This window comes from Streptomyces sp. NBC_00989 (assembly GCF_045162655.1).
In the GTDB taxonomy this organism is placed as follows: domain Bacteria; phylum Actinomycetota; class Actinomycetes; order Streptomycetales; family Streptomycetaceae; genus Streptomyces.
The window spans coordinates 10,729,813-10,750,181 of sequence record NZ_CP108728.1 but is presented as its reverse complement, the minus strand read 5'-3'; the positions used below and the strand labels follow the sequence as shown (position 1 = coordinate 10,750,181).

Here is a 20,369-nt window from a genome sequence, read left to right as displayed (position 1 = left end):
GTGGCCGCGCCGTACCGACGGCGGCTACGCGGAGTACACGACCGTACCGGCCGCGGTCGCGGCGGCGATGGTGGTGTGGCACGGCTGCCGGGACGACGGGGTCACGATTCCCTACTGGGCGCTGCGCCGGCAGGCCGACCATCTGGTCACGGGGATCGGGGACACGTTCCTGACCGCCTACCGCGACGGCAGTTTCGAGTATCTGCTGATCGCGGCCGGCCGGGTCTGAGTCTCAGCGCCCGGCGATCCGGGCGGCCGCCTCCGGGATGCCGGGCACCGGGTCGAGCAGGTCCAGCGTGCCGTGTGCCCGCAACAGGCGCACGGTGCGCGGGGCGCACACCACGGCGAAGCCCGCCTCGCGCTCCAGCACCCGGCGGCGGAAACGCAGCACCACGTTGAGCCCGGTGGAGTCGATGAACGTGGTGCGGCGCAGATCGACGACGTAGGCGGGCGCGCGCAGCGCCACCACCGAGTCCAGCCACTCGCGCAGCGGGGTGGTGGTCGCGAGGTCGACGTCGCCGTGCAGGTCGACGACCAGCAGGCCGTCCCTCGTGCCCAGCAGTGCGTGTTCGCCGGGTGCGGGCCAGGCCGGGGTGGGCACCGGCTCCAGGCCGCTCTCGTACGACAGGGCGTTCTCGGGCAACAGGCTGTTCTCGTGCAAGGTGTTCCGTCCCCGTTCCGTGCTGTCCGCGCGCGGGCGCGCGATCCGGCGCGGGTCCGTGCGGCGGCTTCGACATCCCCGCACCGCACGAGCCCGCGCCGGAACTCCCCCGAGCGGCTCCCCCTTGAACCGTGGGTACCAACTGTTCTACCTTCGCCACATGGTCGGGGCATCAACGCCCGCTCATCAGCGACACAACGAGCGGGCAGCGGTTGGGCCAGGTGATCCGGAATGCGTCCGCACCTCGCCCTGATCGAGGACGAACCCGATTTCGCACTGATGTGCCGTTCCTATCTGGAACGCGAGGGATTCACCGTCACCTGGGCCATGGACGCCCGCGCCGGCAAGTCCGTCCTGTACGAGAGCCGCGTCGATCTCGCCGTCCTCGATCTGGGCCTGCCGGACGGCAGCGGCCTCGAACTCCTGCGGGCGCTCAGGTCCACCAGCCGCCTCCCGGTCATCGTGGTCACCGGGCGCGGCGCGGAGGCGGACCGGGTGGCGGGCCTGGAGATCGGCGCCGACGACTACCTGGTCAAGCCGTTCTCCCAACGGGAGTTGGTGGCCCGCATCCGGGCCGTACTGCGCAGATCGCAGCCGCCGGAGGTCCCCGCCGTCCTCCAGGTCGGCTCGCTGCGCATCGACACGGCGGCCCGCCAGGCGTCCGCCGACGGCGTCTTCCTGACGCTACGGCCCAAGGAGTACGCCCTGTTGGAGATGCTCGGCGAGGCGCCCGGCCGGGTGTTCTCCACCGAGCAGGTGCTGGAACGGATCTGGGGTGCCTCCTGGCAGCAGCCCGCGACCGTGATCGAGCACGTGTACCGCCTGCGCGGCAAGCTCGCGGCACTCCCTACGCCCGCACCCCGGATCACCACGGTCCGCGGCTACGGCTACCGACTCGACCCCTGAGAGCCGTCATGCCGCCCCTCCCCACCCCGGACTTCCGGCTCCTCTTCGACGCGGCGCTCTCCCCGCTGCTGGTGCTCAGCCCCGACTTCACGATCGTCGAAGTCAACCGCGCGTACCTCGCCGCCACCCGTACGGAACGCGCGATCGTCGGGCAGCGCATCTTCGACGTCTTCCCCGACAATCCGGACGACCCCTCGGCCGACGGGGTCGCCAATCTGCGCCGCTCGCTGGAGTCGGTGGTCGCGACGGGCCGCAAGGACACGATGGCCCTCCAGCGCTACGACATCCCCGGCGGCACGGCCGGGACCTTCGACGAGCGGTACTGGAGCCCCGTCAACTCCCCCGTCCTGGACGCCGACGGACGGGTCACGCACATCATCCACCGGGTCGAGGACGTCACCGACTTCGTGCATCTGCGCCACGTCGGCCGGGAACAGGAACGTGCCGCGGCCGAGGCGCAGATGCGGGCGGAGGGCATGGAGATCGACCTCTTCGTCCGGGCCCGGGAGATCCGCGAGGTCAACGAGCAGCTGAGCCGCGCCAACGCCGAACTGGACGCGGCAGGGCGGCAGTTGAGGGAGGAGCAGCGGGCCAAGGACCGCTTCATCGCGACGCTCTCGCACGAGCTGCGCAACCCCCTCGCCGCCGCCGCGGCGGCCGTGGAACTGCTCGCGCTGGACCTGCCGGACGGCGGCCATCCCGCACTGCCGGTCCTGGAACGGCAGTTGGGCACGCTGGTGCGGATGAGCAACGATCTGCTGGACGGGGCACGGGCGTTGACCGGTCGGCTGGAGCTGGTGCCCGAGCGGGTCGACATGCGGTCCGTGGTCGAGGGCGCGTGCGCCGACATCCGCAGCCTGTTCGGACACGAGGAGCGCACCCTCCATCTCACCCTTCCCGAAGCGCCCGTTGTGGTCGACGGGGACCGGCTGCGGCTGGCGCAGGTGCTGACGAACCTGCTGTCCAACGCGCTCAAGTACACCCCGCCCGGCGGGCGTACGGAGGTGCGCCTCGCGATCGAGGAGGGGCAGGCCCGGCTCACCGTCCAGGACGACGGCATCGGTTTCGAACCCGCCCAGGCGGAGGACCTGTTCGGGGTGTTCACCCGGGCGGCCCCGGCGGGCCCCAACACACCCGAGGGCCTCGGCCTGGGGCTCGCGGTCGCGCGCACGGTGGTCGACCTGCACGGTGGCCGGATCGGCGCGCACAGCGAAGGCCCCGGCAAGGGAGCGGTGTTCACCGTGCTCCTGCCGCAGGCCGACGAGGCGGTTCCGGAGCCGCTACGGCCGTCCCCGCCCCCTCGTTCCCGACGCCAACTCGCCGTCCTGATCGTCGAGGACAACACCGACCTGGCCGCGACCTACCGCACCCTCCTGGAGCGCCAGGGCCACCACGTCACCGCCGTCCACACCGGCGCGGACGCGCTCACCGCGACCGAGTCCGACGTCTTCGACGTGGTCCTGTGCGACCTGGGGCTGCCCGACACCGACGGCTACACGGTGGCCCGTACGGTGCGCGCCCGCCCGCACGGCGACCGGCCGCGCCTGATCGCGGTCTCCGGATTCGGTCAGGGCACCGACCGTTCGCTGTCCCGGGCGGCCGGCTTCGACGCCCATCTCGCCAAACCGCTCCCGCTGACCGATCTGCTGGAGTTCCTGGAGAGTCCCGAGTAGTCGGATGTCTTCCTCCCACCGCCCGGCTGTGCTTGCCTGAAGGGCCGTTTTCCGGTGCCCGGGGCGGGAGTTGGCGTATGCGGAAGCCGTGGATCGTGGGTGTGGTGCTGGCCGCGGTGCTGCTCGGCGCGTGCACGGACCCGGCGTCCGGGCCCGAGGTCGCCCCGCCCACCCCGTCCGTGCCGACCACCACACAGCGACGGGCGCCGGCCTCGCCGAGCAGTGCTCCCGTGGTGAAGTCGGCGCCCAGCGTGCTGTATCTCGGGGACTCCCTCGCGATGGAGAGCCAGAACGTGCTCGGGCGGGAACTGCGCGGCCAGTTGGACGCGACGTACACGAGTGCCCCGTACTCGGGGACCACGCCGTGCGACTACCTGGAGGGCACGAAGGAGGGTTCGCTGGTCCCGGCCGGGGACAAGGCGGCCGTGCTGGTGCGTGCGCTGCGCCCGGACTTCGTGGTGCTCCAGTTCTGGGGCAACGCGTGGGGTTACACGCCCTGCATGGACGGGATCACGTACGACGCCGACCGGGAGACGTACTTCGACCGGTACGCGGCCGACATCAGGAAGCTCACCGCGCAGATCGCGACCGCCGGGGGCGCCCGACGGCCCACGATCGTCTGGGTGTTGCAGGGACCCGACCCGATCACCCCCGAGCGCGTCCGGAACGTGAACGCGCTCTACGAGACACAGGCCAGGTCCACGGGCGACATCGTCGCCGACGCCGGCCGGACCGTGAGCCCGGCCGACGCCCGCTACACCTGGACCCAGTACCTCCCGTGCACCGCCTACGAACGCGCCCACCCCGACTACTGCACCCAGCCGGGCAACGGCCGCACGGCCCTGCACCTCGACACGGACTACCTGCACTTCTGCCTGGCGCCGACGACCTCGACGCCCAGGCCGTGCCCCGTGCCCTCGCCCGGCATCCTGCGGATCGCCCGGGAGATCACTCGGGTGATCGGCGACCGAGTTCCGTCTCGATGAGGCGGTTGAGGTGGCGGCGGGCGTCCTGGGTGCTCAACGGGGGTGCCTGGCGCAGCCGTTGCAGGGCGAGGCCGTCGGCGAGGGCGGCGAAACGGACCGTGAAGCCGTCGAGGTCGTCGGCGTCGAACTCGCCGTCGGTGACGCCCCGTTGGGCCAGTGCGCGGATCTGCTGGTGCCAGGTCTCGTAGCGATGGGCCTGTCCGCCGCTGAAGGCCGCGTCCGTGCCCTGTTCGCCCGCGTTCCAGTAGTCGAACCACATGCGCCAGTGCCGGTCGGTGTCCTCGGTGAACAGCGCGTCGACGAGCAGCCGCAGCGCCTCGGCGCCGCTCGTCGCCTGCTCGGCCGTCTCGCTCAACTCGGCGTAGTAGCGCTCGATATGGAGGACCATCGCCTCGGAGAGGATCTCCTGCACGCTGCCGAAGTGGTACGTGACGGTGCCGACGGAGACCCCGGCCGCCGCCGCCACGTCCCGGACGCCGACCGAGGCGTAACCGCGTTCCGCTATCAACGGGACGGCCGCCTCGACGATGAGCCGGCGGCGCACCTCGGTGGGCTGCCGGGTGCGGTCGGCGGCGGCGACGGCCCGGCGCGGGGACTTGGTGGCCGGCTGTGGCTGCTTGGCGGCCGTCATCCCGACATCCTCGGGGTGGTGCGGTGCCATGCTCGCTCGGCCACTGTCTCTCCGTTCGCCCGTGCTTCGACGCGACTGTCCATGACGAAGTCCGCGGCCGTGGCGCGCAGCTCCGTCCGCGCCATGATCTCAGCGTCGTAGTCGTCCCCGCGCCGCAACCGGATCCGCCACTCCGACACGGCGTTCGCGGACAGCGGGTCGTCGCCGCGGATGCGGTACGTCTCCCGCGCGCTCTCCTCGTAGCGCAGCCCGTCCGGATACGTCCGCGATCCCCCGTAGTTGGGGTCGACCTCCAGCGTCCACTCCCCCTTGGCGACATCGTGCGTGACGAGTCGCTCGGGGGTCGGTTCGGCGGGCCGGTCGTAGCTCACGTCCAGCGGGCTCGCCTGCTCGGGCTCCTCGAAACGGACCGTCGGCTCGACTCCGGCTTCCCGCAGGGGCAGTTGTACGGCGCTCTCGACCGGGACGACCCGCAACTCGCCGCGCTCGCCGTGCGGCCACACCCACGGCCAGTAGGTGTCGGAGACGGCGAGGCGGATGCGGTGGCCGGGCGGGACGGCGTAGCCGATGCCGGTCAGCTCGAACTCGACGTCCTCGTACGTCCCCGGTGTCCACTCGACGGCCCGGTCACGGCCGTGCCTGCTCAGCAGGTTGAGCACACCCCGGGTGACGAGCGTCGACGAGCCGTCCGGCGCCACGTCGCACAGCCGGGCGATGACATGGGCGCGCGGGGTGGCACTGTCGAGGCGGAGCCGGACGCGCGGGCGGCCGAGGATCTCGACGCGTTCGGTGAGCGGTTCGGAGTCGAAGCAGACCGAGCGGCCGTCCTCCTCCCGCTGGTCGGGCGGCAGGTCGCTCGCGTTCCCGAAGGGGAAGAAACGGCCGGCGTCGAGGCCGGTGTGCTGCGGAGAGCGTACGAGGACGGGTTCCGCGCTCGCACCAAGGGGACGTGAGTCCCAACTGACCTTCTGGCTCGGCCACTTGGCGTCACCCACCCAACGGCCGGGCAGCACGTCGTACGACGTCGCCGGCGGGACCGGGTCGGTGATCCAGGCCCGCAGCAGGGGCTCCGCCATGGCTCCCGTGTCGATGCCCTTGAGGTGCTGGTCCCACCAGCGCAGGGTCTCCTGGAGGAAGCCGATCGCCGGGCCGGGCGGCAGTCCCCGGTCGGGGTACTGGTGCGACCACGGGCCGACGATGCCCCGGACGCGGTCCTCGGGCAGGTGCTCGACGAGCCGCAACACGGCGTCCCGGTAAGGGTCGTTCCAGCCGCCGACGGCGAGGACGGCCGCGTCGATGGCGGTGTAGTCCTCGCAGACGCTGCCGTGCTTCCAGTAGTCGTCGCGCTGCTGGTGGTCGAGCCAGGTGTGGAGGAAGGGTTCGAGGGCGTCGAGTCGTTCGCGCCACATCGGCACCCAGCGGTCCGCGCCGACGCTCACCGGGTCCGGCGGACGGGAAGCGAAGGCGAGCATGGTGCCGGCCCAGGCGAGCATGTCGATGCCGAGGACGGCGCCGCCCATGTAGTGGACGTCGTTGTCGTAGCGGTCGTCGGTGGAGCAGACGGTGACGATCGCCTTGAGCGGTTCGGGGGCGAGGGCGGCGATCTGGAGGGCGTTGAAGCCGCCCCAGGAGATGCCGAACATGCCGACCTTGCCGGTGCACCAGGGTTGCGCGGCAAGCCAGTTGACGACGTCGACGCCGTCCGCGAGTTCCTGCGCGTCGTACTCGTCGCCGGGCAGCCCCTCGCTGTCGCCGTGGCCCCGGATGTCGACTCGGACGGAGGCGTAGCCGTGTCCGGCGTACCAGGGGTGACGCTGGGCGTCGCGCGGTGCGGTCCAGTCGCTCTTGCGGTACGGGAGGTATTCGAGCAGCGCGGGCACGGGGTCCGACTCGGCGTCATCGGGCCGCCAGATGCGGGCGTGCAGCCGGGTCCTTCCGTCCCGGGTGGGGATCCAGACGTCCTCGCGGACGACCCGGCGCTCGAACTGCTCGCGGTACTTCACAAAGCTCCTTCCGCCACGGGGGCGTTGAGGGGACGCCAGCGACGGACACGGTGGCCGTCGTCGCCCTGGTCGGTCCAGATGTCGTCCCCGTCCGCCGCGTCGGCCCAGTCGGCGGTGTCGTCGACGTAGGGCTGCGCGTCGGGGTCGGGTTCGAGGGCGGCCGCCATGAGCTGGCGGGTGTAGGGGTGTTGGGGGTCGGCGAAGACGGACTCCGTCGGGCCCTCTTCGACGACGACTCCGTGGCGCAGGACGACGACCCGGTCCGCGATGCCGCGCACGACGGCCAGGTCGTGGCTGATGAACAGGCAGGCCAGGTCGCGTTCGCGGCGCAGGTCGTCCAGGAGTCGGAGGACGTCGGCCTGGACCGACACATCCAGGGCGGTGGTGATCTCGTCGGCGATGAGGACGTCCGGCTCGCCCGCCAACGCCCGGGCGATTCCTATGCGTTGACGCTGGCCGCCGGAGAGTTGCGCGGGCAGGCGGTCGGCGAGGGCGGGGTCGAGCCGTACGTCGGAGATCAGCTGTCGGGCCCGCTCGGTCGCCTCCGTGCGGTCGGTCACCGTGCCGAAGAAGCGCAGGGGGTGGCGGACCGCGTCGCCCACGGAGCGGCGCGGGTTGAGCGAGGTGTCGGCGTTCTGGAAGACGAGCTGTACCCGGCGGCGCAGCGACAGCGGTCGTTGCTGTGCGGGGCGGGCCAGGTCGCCGTCCGCGTGGTTCATCGTGCCGCCGGACGGGGTGCGCAGTCCGGCCAGGCTCCACGCGAGGGTGGACTTGCCGCTGCCCGACTCGCCGACGAGGGCGAGGACTTCGCCGCGCCGGACGTCGAAGGAGACGCCGTGGACGGCGCGCGTGCTGCCGTAGTCGATGGTGATGTCCTGCGCGGACACGGCCACGGGGGCGTCGGCCGGGACTTCCGCCCGGGGCCTGACCTCCCGCTCCCCCGCCTCGCCGACGACTGCGAGCCCGGTGTCGTCGAGGCGCGGCACGCTCGCCAACAGGCGCTTGGTGTAGGGGTCTTGTGGCTGGGCGAACAGCTGCCTGGTGGGCGCCGACTCCACCACGCGGCCGGACCGCAGGACGGTCACCTCGTCGGCCATGTGGGCGACGACGCCGAGGTCGTGGCTCACGAGGACTGCGGCGAGGCCGAGTTCGTCGCGCAGGGCGGCGATCAGGTCGAGGACGCTGCGCTGGGTGACGACGTCCAGGCCGGTGGTCGGCTCGTCGAGGACCAGGACCTTGGGCCGGGCCGCGATGGCCATGGCGATGGCGACGCGCTGCTGCTGGCCGCCGGAGAGTTCGTGCGGGTAGCGGCGGGCGAGTTCGGCGGGGTTCGGCAGCCGGACCTGTTCGAGGAGGTCGACGACGGGGACGTCGCCGCCCGCCTCGGCGATCTGCCGGCCGATGCGCATGGAGGGGGTGAGGGCGTGGCCGGCGTTCTGGCCGACCATGGCGACCGTTCCGCCGCGCAGGCGCCTCAACTCCCGTGCGGGCAGGGCGAAGACGTCGGCGCCGGACACCTGGACCGAGCCCCCGGTGATCCGGGAGCCGTGCCGCAGGTGGCCGAGGAGGGTCGCGGCGATGGTCGACTTGCCGCTGCCGGACTCACCGACGAGGGCGTGGGTCTGGCCCTCGGCGACGTCCAGCGACACCTCGTGCACGACGGGGACGTCCTGGCCGCCCGAACGGTAGGCCACGGAAAGGGAGTTGACGGACACGATCGAGGCCATCAGGAGCCCTCCCTGATCCGGTCGACGCCCCACGCCTTGGACAGGCCGTCGGCCGCGAGGTTGAGCCCGACCACGAGGGTGGCCAGGGCGATGATGGGGGCGATGCTGGCCATCGGGACGACGGTGATGGCGGTGCGGTTCTCGGCGACCATCAGACCCCAGTCGGGGGTCGGCGGGTCGGCGCCGAAGCCGAGGAAGGACAGCGAGGAGATCAGCAGCACGACCCAGGAGGCCCGCATCGCGAACTCCACGCACACCACGTCGGTGATGTTCGGCAGGACCTCCCGGCGCAGGATCGACCAGGTGCTCTCCCCGCGGGCGCGGGCCGCGGTCACGTAGTCGGCGGGGACCACCGCGAGGGCGGCGCCACGGACGACACGGACGACCTGCGGGACGTAGACGATCGCGACGGCGAGGACGATGACCGCGGGGCCGGTGCCGAGGGCGGTCACGACGACGAGCAGGGCCAGGACCGCGGGGATGGACAGGATCGCGTCCAGGACCCGGCCCAGTACGTCGTCGAACCAGCCGCCGCGCAGCGCGGCCGCGCATCCGATGACCGTGCCGAGGGCGACGGTGAGGAGGGTGGCGGCGATCGAGACGCCGAGGGCGTACCGGCCGCCGTAGAGGACGCGGGCGAGGACGTCCCGGCCGTACTGGTCGGTGCCGGCCCAGTGGCTCCAACTCGACCCGAGGAGGGCGTGGTTGGCATCGTTGGCGATGGGGTCGTAGGAGGTGAGGAGGGGGGCGAGCAGCGCGATCAGGACGTGTACGGCGACGATCGCGAGGCCGACGAGTGCCGTGCGGGAACTGCTCACGGTGCGCCAGGCGCGGACGGTGCGGGCGCCTCGTACGGCCGTCGGCGGGACGGTGTCGAGCGTGGTCATCGGGTCCTCCCTCGGGTGCGGAGCCTGGGGTTGAGAGCCATGGTGGCCAGGTCGGCCGCGAGGTTGCAGACGACGTAGACGACCGCGCTGATGAGGGCGATGGCCTGGATGGTGGGCAGATCGCGGTTCTGCACCGAGGAGAGCATCAGCTTGCCGATGCCCGGGTAGTTGAAGACGTTCTCGACCACCGCGACCCCGCCGACCAGCCACGCGACGTTGAGCGCGATGACGTGCAGCGTGGGCAACAGGGCGCTGGGCAGGGCGTGTCGGGTGACGACCCGCCAGGTGGACAGGCCCTTGAGGCGGGCGGTGGTGACGTACTCGGTGGCCATCACGTCGATGACCGAGGTGCGGGCCATCCGGACGATGTACGCGGCCATCACCACGGCGAGGGCGAGCGCGGGAAGCCATACGGCGGGCAGGAGTTGGGAGACGCTGGCGTCGGGGCCGTAGAGGACGACCGCGGGGAACCACGGGAGGGCGACCGAGAAGCACAGGACGAGGACGGTGGCCACGACGAACTCGGGGACGCTCATGCCGACGAGGCTGACGGTGGAGATGACGTGGTCGGGCCAGCGGTCTCGGTAGAGGCCCGCGAGGATGCCGAGGACGATCGAGCCGGTGACCGCGAAGAGGACCGTGACGACGGCGATCAGCGCGGAGTTGCCGAGATACATGGACACTTCGCCGCCGACGGCCTTGCCGGAGACGAGGGAGGTGCCGAAGTCACCGTGGAGCGCACCCCACACCCAGTCCCAGTACCGCTCCCAGGCCGGCCGGTCGAGCTTCAGCTTCTCGCGCAGGGCCGCCACCGCGTCCGGGGTCGCGTCCTTGCCGAGGATCTGGGTGGCGACGTCGCCGGGCAGGGCCTGGACGGCGAGGAAGACGAGGATGGAGGAGAGGAAGAGGGTGCCAACTGCGGCCGCGATACGGCGGGTTATGAAGGAGAGCATGGTCAGGCTCCCTTCAGGCCGATGTTGAGGTAGTCGAACTCGAAGCCGTGCTCGGCGTATCCGCGCACCTTGCGGGAGATGCCGACGAGCCGGTCGGCGAACATCGGGGTCATCGCCCCGCCTCTCTCGATCACCAACGTCTGTGCCTCGCCGTAGAGTTCGCGCCGTTTTGTGTCGTCGATCTCGGCGCGGGCCCGGTCGAGCACGGCGTCGAAGGTCTTGTCGGACCAGGCGGTCTCGTTGTACGAGGAGCCACTGCGGAAGATCTGGGTGAAGAGCTGGTCGACGGGCCGGCCCGTGAACCAGTAGGTGGCCATCAGCGGCTTCTTCATCCAGATCTGCGTGTAGTACGAGTCCGCGGAGGCCGTCTTGACCTTGATCCGGATACCGGCGCGCTTCGCCGAGTCCTGGTAGGCGAGCGCCATCGGCGTGAACAGCGGGTCGTAGGAGGAGGTGTAGAGGTCCATCGCCAGACCCTCGTGTCCCGCCTGTTTCAGCAGGTACTTCGCCTTCTCCGGGTCGTGCTTCGGATGCGCGGAGATGTACGCGGGGTCGCTCGGCGGCACCGGGTTGTCCCAGCCGGGGGTGCCCGCGCCCTGGAGGGCGACCTTGACCACGTGCTCGGGGTCGTAGGCGAGCTTCATCGCCTGGCGGACGCGGACGTCGGTGAAGGGCTTGTCGGTGGTGAGCATCGGGAGCACGTACCACTGGGCGTTCTTCACGCGGGCGATGGTCGCGCGGTCGGACGCGGCGACCACACGGGCGGTCGCGAAGTCGAGGTTGGTCTGCGACAGGAGGTCGACCTGGCCTGCCAGCAGGGCATTTGAGCGGGCCGACATGTCGGCGACCGAGTAGAAGGCGATCGCGTCGAGGACGGGGCGGCCGGCGAAGTGGTCCTTGTACGCGGTGACGCGACCGGGGCCCGCGGGCGCGAACGACTCCAGCTTGAAGGGGCCGGTGCCGATGCCGGTGCGGCCGATGGACTTCGCGCTGCCGTCGGGTACGACGTAGCAGTTGTAGTGCGTCAGCAGGCTCGGGAACTCGGCGTTCGGGCTCTTCAGCGGCACGACGAGGGTGTGGGCGTCGGGCGTGCCCAGCTTCGCGGGGTCGATGAGCGGGGCGAGGACCGCGGCCTGCGGGGACGCCGTCGCCTTGTCGAGGATGTGGCGCAGCGTGTAGGCGGCGTCGGCGGAGGTGAAGGCGCGGCCGTCGTGGAAGGCGACGCCCTTGCGGAGGCGGAAGGTCCAGGTGCGGGCCTTGGCGTCGGTCTCCCAGGACTCGGCGAGGTCGGGGGCGAGCTCACCGTTCGCGGCGACGCGGACGAGCCGGTTGTAGAGGGCGCCCAGGTACTCGTAGGCGGACAGCGAGCTGGCCGGGTCGAGGGTCTCGGCGTCGGAGGCGGGCGGCCGGGCGATGCGCAGGGTGCCGCCGCGGTCGGGGGCACCCTTCGCGGCGGCGGCCGGCAGGACGGGGGCGGCCTGTGCCCCACTGCAGCCGGACAGCAGCCAGGACCCGCCGAGCGCGGCGGCCGAGGCGACACCCGCGGCGAGCACCGACCGGCGGCCCGGGTGGTGGATGTCGGACATGTACCGACCGTCCTTGTCGCTATTCGTTCAGCCGAACGATTGAGTGAAGTTGGTGAACGATAACGAGGGGATGGTTTCCCGCCAACCCTTTGGGCGCGGAAATTAACGTCCGAAACGCAGTGGTTACGCGGACGGGCGTGCGGGAGTCGCGGGGACGGGCCGCGCGGTGGCTGTGCGGACGGTCACTCAGCCGGTGGTCTCGCGGGCCCAGGGCAGCAGCGCCCGCTCCGCGAGGACGACGGCGTAGAAGAGGAGCACGCTCATCGCGCTGAGCAGGGCCATCGCGGCGAACGCGAGGGGGGTGTCGGCGTTGCCGCCGGAGGCCACGATGACGTAGCCGAGACCCTGGTCGCCGCCCGCGAACTCGCCGACGACCGCGCCGACGACGGCCAGCGTGACGCCGAGCCGCAGGCCGACGAAGACCTGGGGCAGCGCCCAGGGGATCCGGAGTTTGCGGTAGGTCTGCCAGCGGGAGGCGGTGAGGGAGTGGGCCAGTTCGGTCAGTTCCAGGGGGACCGAGGTCAGCCCGGCCATGGTCGACACCACGACAGGGAACCAGGCGAGCAGCGCCACCATGAACACCTTGGGGGCCGTCCCGAAGCCGAGCCAGACCACCAGGAGCGGCGCCACCGCGATCTTCGGTACGGCGTTGACGGCGACCAGCAGCGGCATGACCGCCCGCTCCACGCCGCGCGAGGCGGTGAGCAGGACGGCCGTCGCGAGTCCCGCGCCCACGGCCAGGCCGAAGCCGACCGCCGTCTCGGTGAACGTCTGCCAGGTCTGCCGGAGCAGATAGCCGGGCAGCCGGTCGAAGGCACGGACGACGTCGGGCGGTGACGGCAGCAGGAACGGCCGGATGCCGAAGGCGACGGTCGCCAGCCACCACCCGGCCAGCGCGCACACCGCCGCCAGGACCGGCGGTCCCGCCGCCAGGACGCGTCTCACGCCGTGGGCCTGCGGCCGATGGTCGAGTAGGTGAAGTGCCCGCGCACCAGCAGCCGGGGATCAGCCACCAGGCGGTCCAGCCCGTCGAGTTGGGCCTCCGTCATGCCGGCCGTCAGGAAGTCCTCCCGCGCCTGCGCGATGTTCGCGCCGATCAGCAGCGCGCCCGCGGTGCCGCCCGGCCAGGACTGCGCCTGGATCACGGTGTCCACGCCGGTCAGGCCCGCCTCCAGCATGGCGGCCGGCACCCGGCCCGCCCAGGTGGGGTCGTTGCCGTGGGCGGGCAGCACGCGTTCGACGAGCAACTCGTGGTAGCGGTCGACCAGTTGGGCCGCCTCCGGCGTCGGAGCCGCCAGCACCAGCTTGCGGAAGGTCGTCTCGAAGTCCTCCACCACCAGCGCGCCACCGGGTGCGAGCGCCGCCACGAGCCTCCGGAGCACGGCTTCCCGTCCGGGCAGATGCAGCAGCACCAGCCGGGCGTGGATCACGTCCCAGGGTCCGTCGGGCACCGGTTCGTTCTCCAGGTCGTGCACCAGCACGTCGTACGGCGGACTCGGCGGCAGATGGCGGGTGTTGACGTCGGTGGCCAGCACCCGCCCGGTCGGTCCCGCCGCACGGGCGAGCCAGGTGGCGATGCTGCCGCCCCCGGCGCCGGTCTCCAGACAGCGCAGGCCGGTCAGGTCACCGAGGGACGACAGTCGCGAGATCGTGAACTCGTCGAGGATCGCGGGGAGTTGGCCGTGCCGGTCGGCGGCCTCCGGGTGGTCGTTGTCGAAGACGTACGAGGGCGGGGCCTCCACGGCCGTCAACTCGCCTTCATGGCGGCGAAGTCGACGACGTCCTGCGGTGTCAGCCCGGGCTGGATGACACCGGCGTTCCGGAGACTGGTGATGGCCCGTCGCATCCGCGCCTCGGTGATGAGCCCGATGGACGACTCGCCCTCGGCCGTCACGGACGGTGCCATCAGCTTGATCTCCGCGGTAGCGGCCGCGGCGTCCGTCTCCGGGTGCTCGGCGTGCAGCAACTTCCCTGCCTCGTCGGGGTGTTGGATCGTGTACTTCAGTCCCTTGAGCAGGGCGGTGCGGAAGCGCTTGACCAGGTCCGGCTTCTTCGCGGCGATGGAGGCCGTGGTGACGGTCGCGTTGCCGTACAGGTCGGGCAGGTAGGTGCTGTAGGGGAACACGACGACATGCTTCGACCTGGCCTGCACGGTGGCCTTCTCGATGGTGGGCCGGCCGATCAGGAACGTGCTGAGCGCGTCGGCCTTGCCGCTCGCGAGGGCCGGGCCCAACTGGACGGGCTGGACCGCGATCCAGTGGATTCCGGCGGTGTCGATGCCGGCGAGCTTGGCGTAACCGGGGAAGAGCAGCTGGTTCACGGAGTTGGTGGCGGCCGCGATCCGCTTGCCCTTGAGGTCCTTCGGGGTGCTGATGCCCGAGCCCCGCATCGCCATGATGGAGACGAGGGTGCGCTGGTGGATGGCGAGCACGGCACGGAAGTCCCGATAGGCCGTGGAGTTCTTGGCGCCCGCGGAAATCATCGCGCCCGTCAGATCGAGGCTCGTGAACTGTGCTTTTCCGGAGGCGAGGACCTTGAGGTTCTCGCCGGTGGCTTTTCCGAGTTCGATCCGTACGTCGATTCCCGCCTCCCGGAAATAGCCCTTCTGCTCGGCCACCCAGGCGAAGGCGTCCCGTCCCGCCGCACCGAAGGCGGTGACGTAGGTGAGGTGGTCCTCGGCCGAACCCGTGCTCTTGGAAGGGGAGTTGGAGTCACAGGCAGCGGCGGCCAGTAGCGTGGCCGCCGTACAGAACACCGTCGCTGTGTGGTAGGAGCGGATCATGCGACCTCCCCTGAGGGGGGAATGGGTGGGGGGACGGCGGCAATCGGTGGGGCTTTATCGCCGGGGTCGCGATCCGGAAAATCGTACGCGTGCGTGTCACAATCCAGCAGAGCGATTTTCGGTACTCCGCGCACGGCGGCCGACGGGAGTCGACGCGTGATCCGACTACGGGGTGTGTCCAAGGAGTTCGCGCATCGGCGCGGCTCCGTCGAAGCGCTTCACGGCATCGATCTGGCGGCGGCCGACGGTGAGTTCGTGGCGGTCGTCGGGCGGTCCGGCTGCGGGAAGTCCACGTTGCTGCGGCTGATCGCCGGGCTGGTGCCGCCGACGCGGGGCGAGATCCTGATGGGCGGCCGGGCCGTCACCGGGCCGCGCCGCGACTGCGCCGTCCTCTTCCAGCGTCCGGCGCTGCTGCCGTGGCGGTCGGTGCTGGACAACGTGCTCCTGCCTGCGGAGATTTCGGGCGACCGGAAGAACGGCGCGCGCGAACTGGCGCTGGGACTGATCGGGACGATGGGCCTCGACGGCTTCCAGCGCCGCCTGCCGCACGAGCTGTCCGGCGGGATGCAGCAGCGGGTCGCGCTGTGCCGGTCGCTCATGCAGCGGCCCCGGGTACTGCTGATGGACGAGCCGTTCTCCGCGCTCGACGCGCTCACCCGGGACGAGTTGTGCGCCGAGTTGCAGCGCACGCATCGTGAGCATCCGTCCACCGTCGTCCTCGTCACGCACTCCGTGGACGAGGCGGTGCTGCTCGCCGATCGAGTGGTCGTGCTCACGCCCCGGCCCGGCCGGATCCGTACCGTCCTCGACATCACCCTGCCCAGGCCGCGCACCCGAGCCAAGGCCGACGAGGCCGAGCAACTGGCCCGGCGAGCCGCCGAGTTGCATGCGCTGCTGCTGGACAGCGAGAGCTGATCCCCCTACCCGCGGTCGCCTTACGGTCAACTGCCGTCCCGTCAGGCCCTGTTGACATCGCACAACAGGCGCATAGCGTGTCCTGCGCACAGCATGTCGCACAACATCCGGGATCTCGAACAGGAGGGGAGTGGCGGAGGGACACCGCCGCTCCCCTCCCAACTCCTCGACATGCGAAGGACATTGGTGATGACCCCACCCCTGGGCAGACGTCAGTTGCTCGCGGCCGCAGGTGCCACCTCGGCGGCCCTGGCCCTCACCGGCGGTGGCGGCACGGCGCACGCCGCCACCGGAGCCGCACCGACACTTCCTCCGGCCCGCCCCTTCCCGCTCACCGCCGTGACCCTGCTGGAGGGTCCCTTCCGGGACAACCAGCGCCGCAACTCGGCCTATCTGCGCTTCGTCGACACCGACCGGCTGCTGCACACCTTCCGCACCAACGTCGGACTGCCCAGCAGCGCCCTGCCGTGCGGCGGCTGGGAGGGGCCGGACGTGGAACTGCGCGGCCACTCCACCGGCCATCTCCTCTCCGGACTCGCCCTCGCGTACGCCAACACCGGTGACGCGAGCCTGCGCGACAAGGGCCGGACCCTCGTCGCCGAGCTGGCGAAGTGTCAGGCGGCCTCCCCCGCCGCCGGTTTCGGCACGGGGTATCTGTCCGCGTTCCCGGAGAGCTTCTTCGACCGGCTGGAGGCCGGGACCGGGGTGTGGGCGCCGTACTACACGATCCACAAGATCATGGCGGGGCTGGTCGAGCAGTACCGGATGACCGGGAACGACCAGGCCCTCGACGTCGTGCTCCAGCAGGCCCGCTGGGTCGACGCGCGGACCGCGAAGCTGTCGTACGAGCAGATGCAGCGGGTGCTGGAGACCGAGTTCGGCGGGATGAACGACGTGCTCGCCGATCTGCACGCCCTCACCGGTGACCGCGTCTGGCTCGATGTCGCCGAACGCTTCACCCACGCCCGGGTCTTCGACCCGCTGGCGCGCAACGAGGACCGGCTCGCCGGACTGCACGCCAACACGCAGATCCCGAAGATGGTCGGCTCGCTGCGGCTGTGGGAGGAGGGGCTGCCCGAGCGGTACCGCACGATCGCCGCGAACTTCTGGCGGATCGTCACCGGCCACCACTCGTACGTCATCGGCGGCAACAGCAACGGCGAGGCCTTCCACGAACCGGACGTCGTGGCGGGGCAGTTGTCGGACAACACCTGCGAGAACTGCAACAGCTACAACATGCTCAAGCTGACCCGGCTGCTGCACCTCCACACGCCGGAGCGCGTCGAGTTGCTCGACTTCTACGAACGGGCCCTGTTCAACCAGATGTTGGGCGAGCAGGACCCGGACTCCGAGCACGGTTTCAACATCTACTACACCGGTCTGGCGCCGGGCTCGTTCAAGCGCCAGCCGTCCTTCATGGGCACGGATCCGAACGCCTACTCCACGGACTACGACAACTTCTCCTGCGACCACGGCACCGGCATGGAGACGCACGCCAAGTTCGCCGACACGATCTACACGCACGACGAACACGCCCTGCTGGTCAACCTGTTCATCCCCTCGCAGGTCGTCTGGCACGAGCGGGGCATCACCTGGCGGCAGACCACCGGCTTCCCCGACCGCTCCGGCACCACCCTGAGGGTCACCGCCGGCCGGGTCACGCATCGACTGCGCGTCCGCGTCCCGGCCTGGGCCGCCGACGCCCGCGCGACCCTCAACGGCCGTACGCTGCCCGACCGTCCGAAGCCCGGGAGCTGGCTGACTCTGGAGCGGGCGTGGCGTACCGGCGACCGGGTCGAGGTCTCCCTGCCGATGCGTACCGTCGTGGAACCGACCCCCGACGACCCCGACGTACAGGCGGTACTGCACGGCCCGGTGGTGCTGGCGGGGGCGTTCGGCGACCAAGCCGATCCCTGGCTGTCACGCCTGGACGTCGACTCCGTACGGCAGGAGTCGTCGGACCCCCTGCGCTTCACCGCCCGCGCCGACGACGCGGACGTGACCCTGCTGCCGATCGCCCGCGTCCACCACCAGCATTACTCGGTGTACTGGCTGACCGGCGAACCGCCGCCCCCTCCCCCGGAGTTCGCCGCCTGGCACCGCTTCGACGAGACCTCGGGCACGGCGGCGTCCGACGCGACGGGCAACGGCCGTACGGCGCAACTGGTCGGCGGTGCCTCGTGGTTGACGGTGGGCCGCCTGGGTGGCGCGGTCGCGCTGGACGGGGTCGACGGTCATGTCGCCCTCGCCGAGGACCTGTTGGCGGGCGCCTCCGCGTACTCGCTCGCCGCCTGGGTCCGGCTGGACGGCCGGCCGGGCACCTGGAGCCGGATCTTCGACCTCGGCACCGGCGTCACCGCCAACATGTTCCTGACCCCGCTCAGCGGCGACGGCACCCTGCGGTACGCGATCACCGCGGGCGGGGCGGGCGCCGAGCAGCGCATCGACGCCGACCCGCTGCCCACCGACCGCTGGGTGCACGTGGCGGTGACGTACGGCGCCGGGACCGCCGTCCTGTACGTCGACGGCGCCGAAGCCGGCCGGAACGCGGCCGTCACCGTGGAGCCGCGTCGCTTCGGCAACCACATCCGCGCCGGATACATCGGCAGGTCGCAGTACGCCGACCCGTACCTGAAGGGCACGGTCGACGACTTCCGGGTGCACGGCAGGGCGCTGAGCGTCACCGAGGTGGCGACGCTGGCGCAGGCACCGTCGACGTGACCGGAGGGCGGCCGTCACTCCCCCGCGAAGGCCTTCTCCAGCGCCGCGAGGTCGAACTTGCCCATCTTCATGAAGGCCTCGGTCGCCCGGGCGACCTTCGCGGGGTCCGGGTCGGTGATCATGTCGATCAGCCGGGTGGGCACGACCTGCCAGGACACGCCGAACCTGTCCTTGAGCCAGCCGCAGGGGCCGGGCTCGCCGCCGTCGGTGAGCTTGGTCCAGTAGTAGTCGATGTCCTCCTGGTTCTCGCACGGGATCTGGAAGGAGACCGCCTCGGTGAACTTGAACTCCGGGCCGCCGTTCAGCCCGACGAACTTCTGGCCGAAGGCCGTGAACTCCACGGTGAGCACGGAGCCCGCCGGTTGCGGGGCGCCCTCGCCGTAGTGGCTGACGCGGCCGATGCTGGAGTTCTTGAAGATCGACACGTAGTGGTGGGCGGCTTCCTCGGCCTGGCCGTCGAACCAGAGGCACGTGGTGAATCCGTCGGTGCGTGCGTCGGTGGTCATGAGCTCCTCCATGGGCTCCAGGGGGCATCGAACACGGTCATCTGTATCGACTGGGACGAGCCGCGAAACTCATCGGTCGGACGGCCGAATAATCCGGGTGGCCGCTACCCCGCCCGGAACTAGTCTCGGATTCCATGACGTCCTCGCAGGCAGACCGCGTCCAGCCGGCCCGTATCGAGCCGTTCCGCATCGACATCCCGCAGGCCGACCTCGACGACCTGCACGCCCGCCTCGACCGCACCCGCTGGCCCGACGAGCTGCCCGGCACCGGCTGGGCGTACGGCGTACCGGCCGGGTATCTGCGGGAGCTGGTCCGGTACTGGCGGCACACGTACGACTGGCGTGCGGCCGAGGCCGAGCTGAACGTGTGGCCGCAGTTCACCACCACCATCGACGGGTCGAACGTCCACTTCGCGCACATCCGCTCCCCCGAGCCGGACGCCACCCCGCTGGTCCTCACGCACGGCTGGCCGGGTTCGATCGTCGAATTCGTGGACGTCGTAGGCCTGTTGACCGATCCGGCGGCCCACGGCGGCGACCCCGCCGACGCCTTCCACGTGGTCGTGCCCAGCGTCCCGGGCTTCGGGCTGTCCGGGCCGCCGGCCGACACCGGCTGGGAGGTGGGCAGGATCGCCGACGCCTGGGCCGAGTTGATGCGGCGGCTCGGCTACGAACGGTTCGGCGCGCAGGGCGGCGACTGGGGCTCGGCCATCTCCCGCGCGCTGGGCCGCGCCCACCCCGACCGTGTCATCGGAGTCCACCTGAACCTGTTGCTGGGCGCGCAGGCACACACCGAGCCCACCGCCGAGGAGCTGGCCGCGCTCAGCCCCGAGGAGCGGGAGGACACCCAGGAGTCCTGGCGCCGCTGGGCCGCGTGGTCGCGCGAGGGCACCGGATACGCCGTCCTCCACGCCACCCGCCCGCAGACCCTGGCGTACGCCCTCACGGACTCGCCCGTCGGCCAACTCGCCTGGATCGTGGAGAAGTTCAGGGAGTGGACCGACTCGGAGGAGCTGCCCGAGGAGGCCGTCGACCGGGACCGGCTGCTCACCAACGTGATGCTGTACTGGCTGACGGGGACCGCGGGTTCGGCCGCCCGGATCTACTACGAGTGGGCCCACGCCTCCGGCGCGCGGGCCTCCGCGCCCACCCTTCCGTCCACCACCCCCACCGCGCTCGCCGTCTTCCCGGCCGAGATCCAACTCCCGCTCCGGCACAAGGCCGAGCGCACCGAGAACATCGTCCGCTGGACCAGGTTCGACCGGGGCGGCCACTTCGCAGCCATGGAGGAACCGGACCTGCTGGCCGCGGACGTACGGGACTTCTTCCGGCAGCTGCGCGAGACGGGCGTCAGCTGATCGGTCTGCTCACGGCGAATCTGCTGAGGGCCTAGAAATCCCCAGGCCGGGGCGTCGCCGGTCAACAGTGGAGA

The 20,369-nt window shown here is 71.2% G+C and carries 17 protein-coding genes and 1 pseudogene; 7 read left to right on the top strand and 11 right to left on the bottom strand.

All coding sequences use genetic code 11. The features are described from left to right. Window positions 1–106: 106 nt before the first annotated feature. Window positions 107–229: pseudogene (locus OG714_RS48455) on the top strand (SAM-dependent methyltransferase); the annotation flags it as partial. Window positions 230–232: 3 nt separating this feature from the next. Here OG714_RS48455 and OG714_RS48450 read toward each other — a convergent pair. Beyond that, the gene (locus OG714_RS48450; RefSeq protein WP_406130871.1) at window positions 233–661 is read right to left on the bottom strand and encodes an STAS domain-containing protein; all 429 of its coding nucleotides are present in this window, start codon (window positions 659–661) and stop codon (window positions 233–235) included. 231 nt (window positions 662–892) lie between these two features. Here OG714_RS48450 and OG714_RS48445 point away from each other — a divergent pair, with 231 nt between their 5' ends. From OG714_RS48445 to OG714_RS48435, 3 genes are all read left to right on the top strand, one after another. Next, a complete protein-coding gene (locus OG714_RS48445) occupies window positions 893–1,567 on the top strand; it encodes a response regulator transcription factor (RefSeq protein WP_363097858.1) in 675 nt (224 codons plus the stop codon). An 8-nt stretch (window positions 1,568–1,575) separates the two neighbouring features. Further along, a complete protein-coding gene (locus OG714_RS48440) occupies window positions 1,576–3,240 on the top strand; it encodes an ATP-binding protein (RefSeq protein ID WP_406130870.1) in 1,665 nt (554 codons plus the stop codon). A 77-nt stretch (window positions 3,241–3,317) separates the two neighbouring features. Further along, window positions 3,318–4,226: an SGNH/GDSL hydrolase family protein gene (locus OG714_RS48435; protein ID WP_406130869.1), complete on the top strand. Its 909-nt coding sequence runs from the start codon at window positions 3,318–3,320 to the stop codon at window positions 4,224–4,226. On the opposite strand, the gene OG714_RS48430 is transcribed toward OG714_RS48435, so the two are convergent. The 9 genes from OG714_RS48430 to OG714_RS48390 form a co-directional block, all read right to left on the bottom strand. Beyond that, complete coding sequence (locus tag OG714_RS48430) at window positions 4,189–4,857, bottom strand: TetR/AcrR family transcriptional regulator (protein ID WP_406130868.1); 669 nt, start codon at window positions 4,855–4,857, stop codon at window positions 4,189–4,191. The genes OG714_RS48435 and OG714_RS48430 overlap by 38 nt on opposite strands. Then, window positions 4,854–6,860 carry a CocE/NonD family hydrolase gene (locus tag OG714_RS48425; protein WP_406130867.1) on the bottom strand — a complete coding sequence of 669 codons (2,007 nt, stop codon included), beginning with the start codon at window positions 6,858–6,860 and terminating at the stop codon, window positions 4,854–4,856. Before OG714_RS48425 ends, OG714_RS48430 begins: the two co-directional genes overlap by 4 nt. After that, complete coding sequence (locus OG714_RS48420; protein ID WP_406130866.1) at window positions 6,857–8,587, bottom strand: dipeptide ABC transporter ATP-binding protein; 1,731 nt, start codon at window positions 8,585–8,587, stop codon at window positions 6,857–6,859. Before OG714_RS48420 ends, OG714_RS48425 begins: the two co-directional genes overlap by 4 nt. Continuing rightward, window positions 8,587–9,474: an ABC transporter permease gene (locus OG714_RS48415; protein WP_406130865.1), complete on the bottom strand. Its 888-nt coding sequence runs from the start codon at window positions 9,472–9,474 to the stop codon at window positions 8,587–8,589. Before OG714_RS48415 ends, OG714_RS48420 begins: the two co-directional genes overlap by 1 nt. Further along, window positions 9,471–10,427 carry an ABC transporter permease gene (locus tag OG714_RS48410; protein WP_019057109.1) on the bottom strand — a complete coding sequence of 319 codons (957 nt, stop codon included), beginning with the start codon at window positions 10,425–10,427 and terminating at the stop codon, window positions 9,471–9,473. Before OG714_RS48410 ends, OG714_RS48415 begins: the two co-directional genes overlap by 4 nt. 2 nt (window positions 10,428–10,429) lie before the next feature. After that, window positions 10,430–12,013, bottom strand: coding sequence for an ABC transporter substrate-binding protein (locus tag OG714_RS48405; protein ID WP_406130864.1), 1,584 nt, complete (start codon window positions 12,011–12,013; stop codon window positions 10,430–10,432). Window positions 12,014–12,199: 186 nt separating this feature from the next. Next, entirely contained in the window at window positions 12,200–12,958 is a 759-nt protein-coding gene (locus tag OG714_RS48400; protein WP_406130863.1) for an ABC transporter permease, read from the bottom strand. Continuing rightward, the gene (locus OG714_RS48395) at window positions 12,955–13,755 is read right to left on the bottom strand and encodes a class I SAM-dependent methyltransferase (protein ID WP_406132194.1); all 801 of its coding nucleotides are present in this window, start codon (window positions 13,753–13,755) and stop codon (window positions 12,955–12,957) included. Before OG714_RS48395 ends, OG714_RS48400 begins: the two co-directional genes overlap by 4 nt. 5 nt (window positions 13,756–13,760) lie before the next feature. Next, window positions 13,761–14,795 carry an ABC transporter substrate-binding protein gene (locus OG714_RS48390; RefSeq protein WP_406130862.1) on the bottom strand — a complete coding sequence of 345 codons (1,035 nt, stop codon included), beginning with the start codon at window positions 14,793–14,795 and terminating at the stop codon, window positions 13,761–13,763. Between the two features lie 156 nt (window positions 14,796–14,951). On the opposite strand from OG714_RS48390, the gene OG714_RS48385 reads away from it, so the two are divergent. Both OG714_RS48385 and OG714_RS48380 read left to right on the top strand, forming a co-directional pair. Then, window positions 14,952–15,710: an ABC transporter ATP-binding protein gene (locus OG714_RS48385; protein ID WP_406130861.1), complete on the top strand. Its 759-nt coding sequence runs from the start codon at window positions 14,952–14,954 to the stop codon at window positions 15,708–15,710. Window positions 15,711–15,899: 189 nt separating this feature from the next. Next, the gene (locus OG714_RS48380; protein ID WP_406130860.1) at window positions 15,900–18,431 is read left to right on the top strand and encodes a beta-L-arabinofuranosidase domain-containing protein; all 2,532 of its coding nucleotides are present in this window, start codon (window positions 15,900–15,902) and stop codon (window positions 18,429–18,431) included. A 14-nt stretch (window positions 18,432–18,445) separates the two neighbouring features. Here the strand turns inward: OG714_RS48380 and OG714_RS48375 are convergent, their stop codons facing one another. Next, complete coding sequence (locus OG714_RS48375; protein WP_406130859.1) at window positions 18,446–18,949, bottom strand: VOC family protein; 504 nt, start codon at window positions 18,947–18,949, stop codon at window positions 18,446–18,448. A gap of 122 nt (window positions 18,950–19,071) precedes the next feature. Here OG714_RS48375 and OG714_RS48370 point away from each other — a divergent pair, with 122 nt between their 5' ends. Beyond that, complete coding sequence (locus OG714_RS48370) at window positions 19,072–20,295, top strand: epoxide hydrolase family protein (protein WP_406130858.1); 1,224 nt, start codon at window positions 19,072–19,074, stop codon at window positions 20,293–20,295. Window positions 20,296–20,369 lie beyond the last annotated feature (74 nt).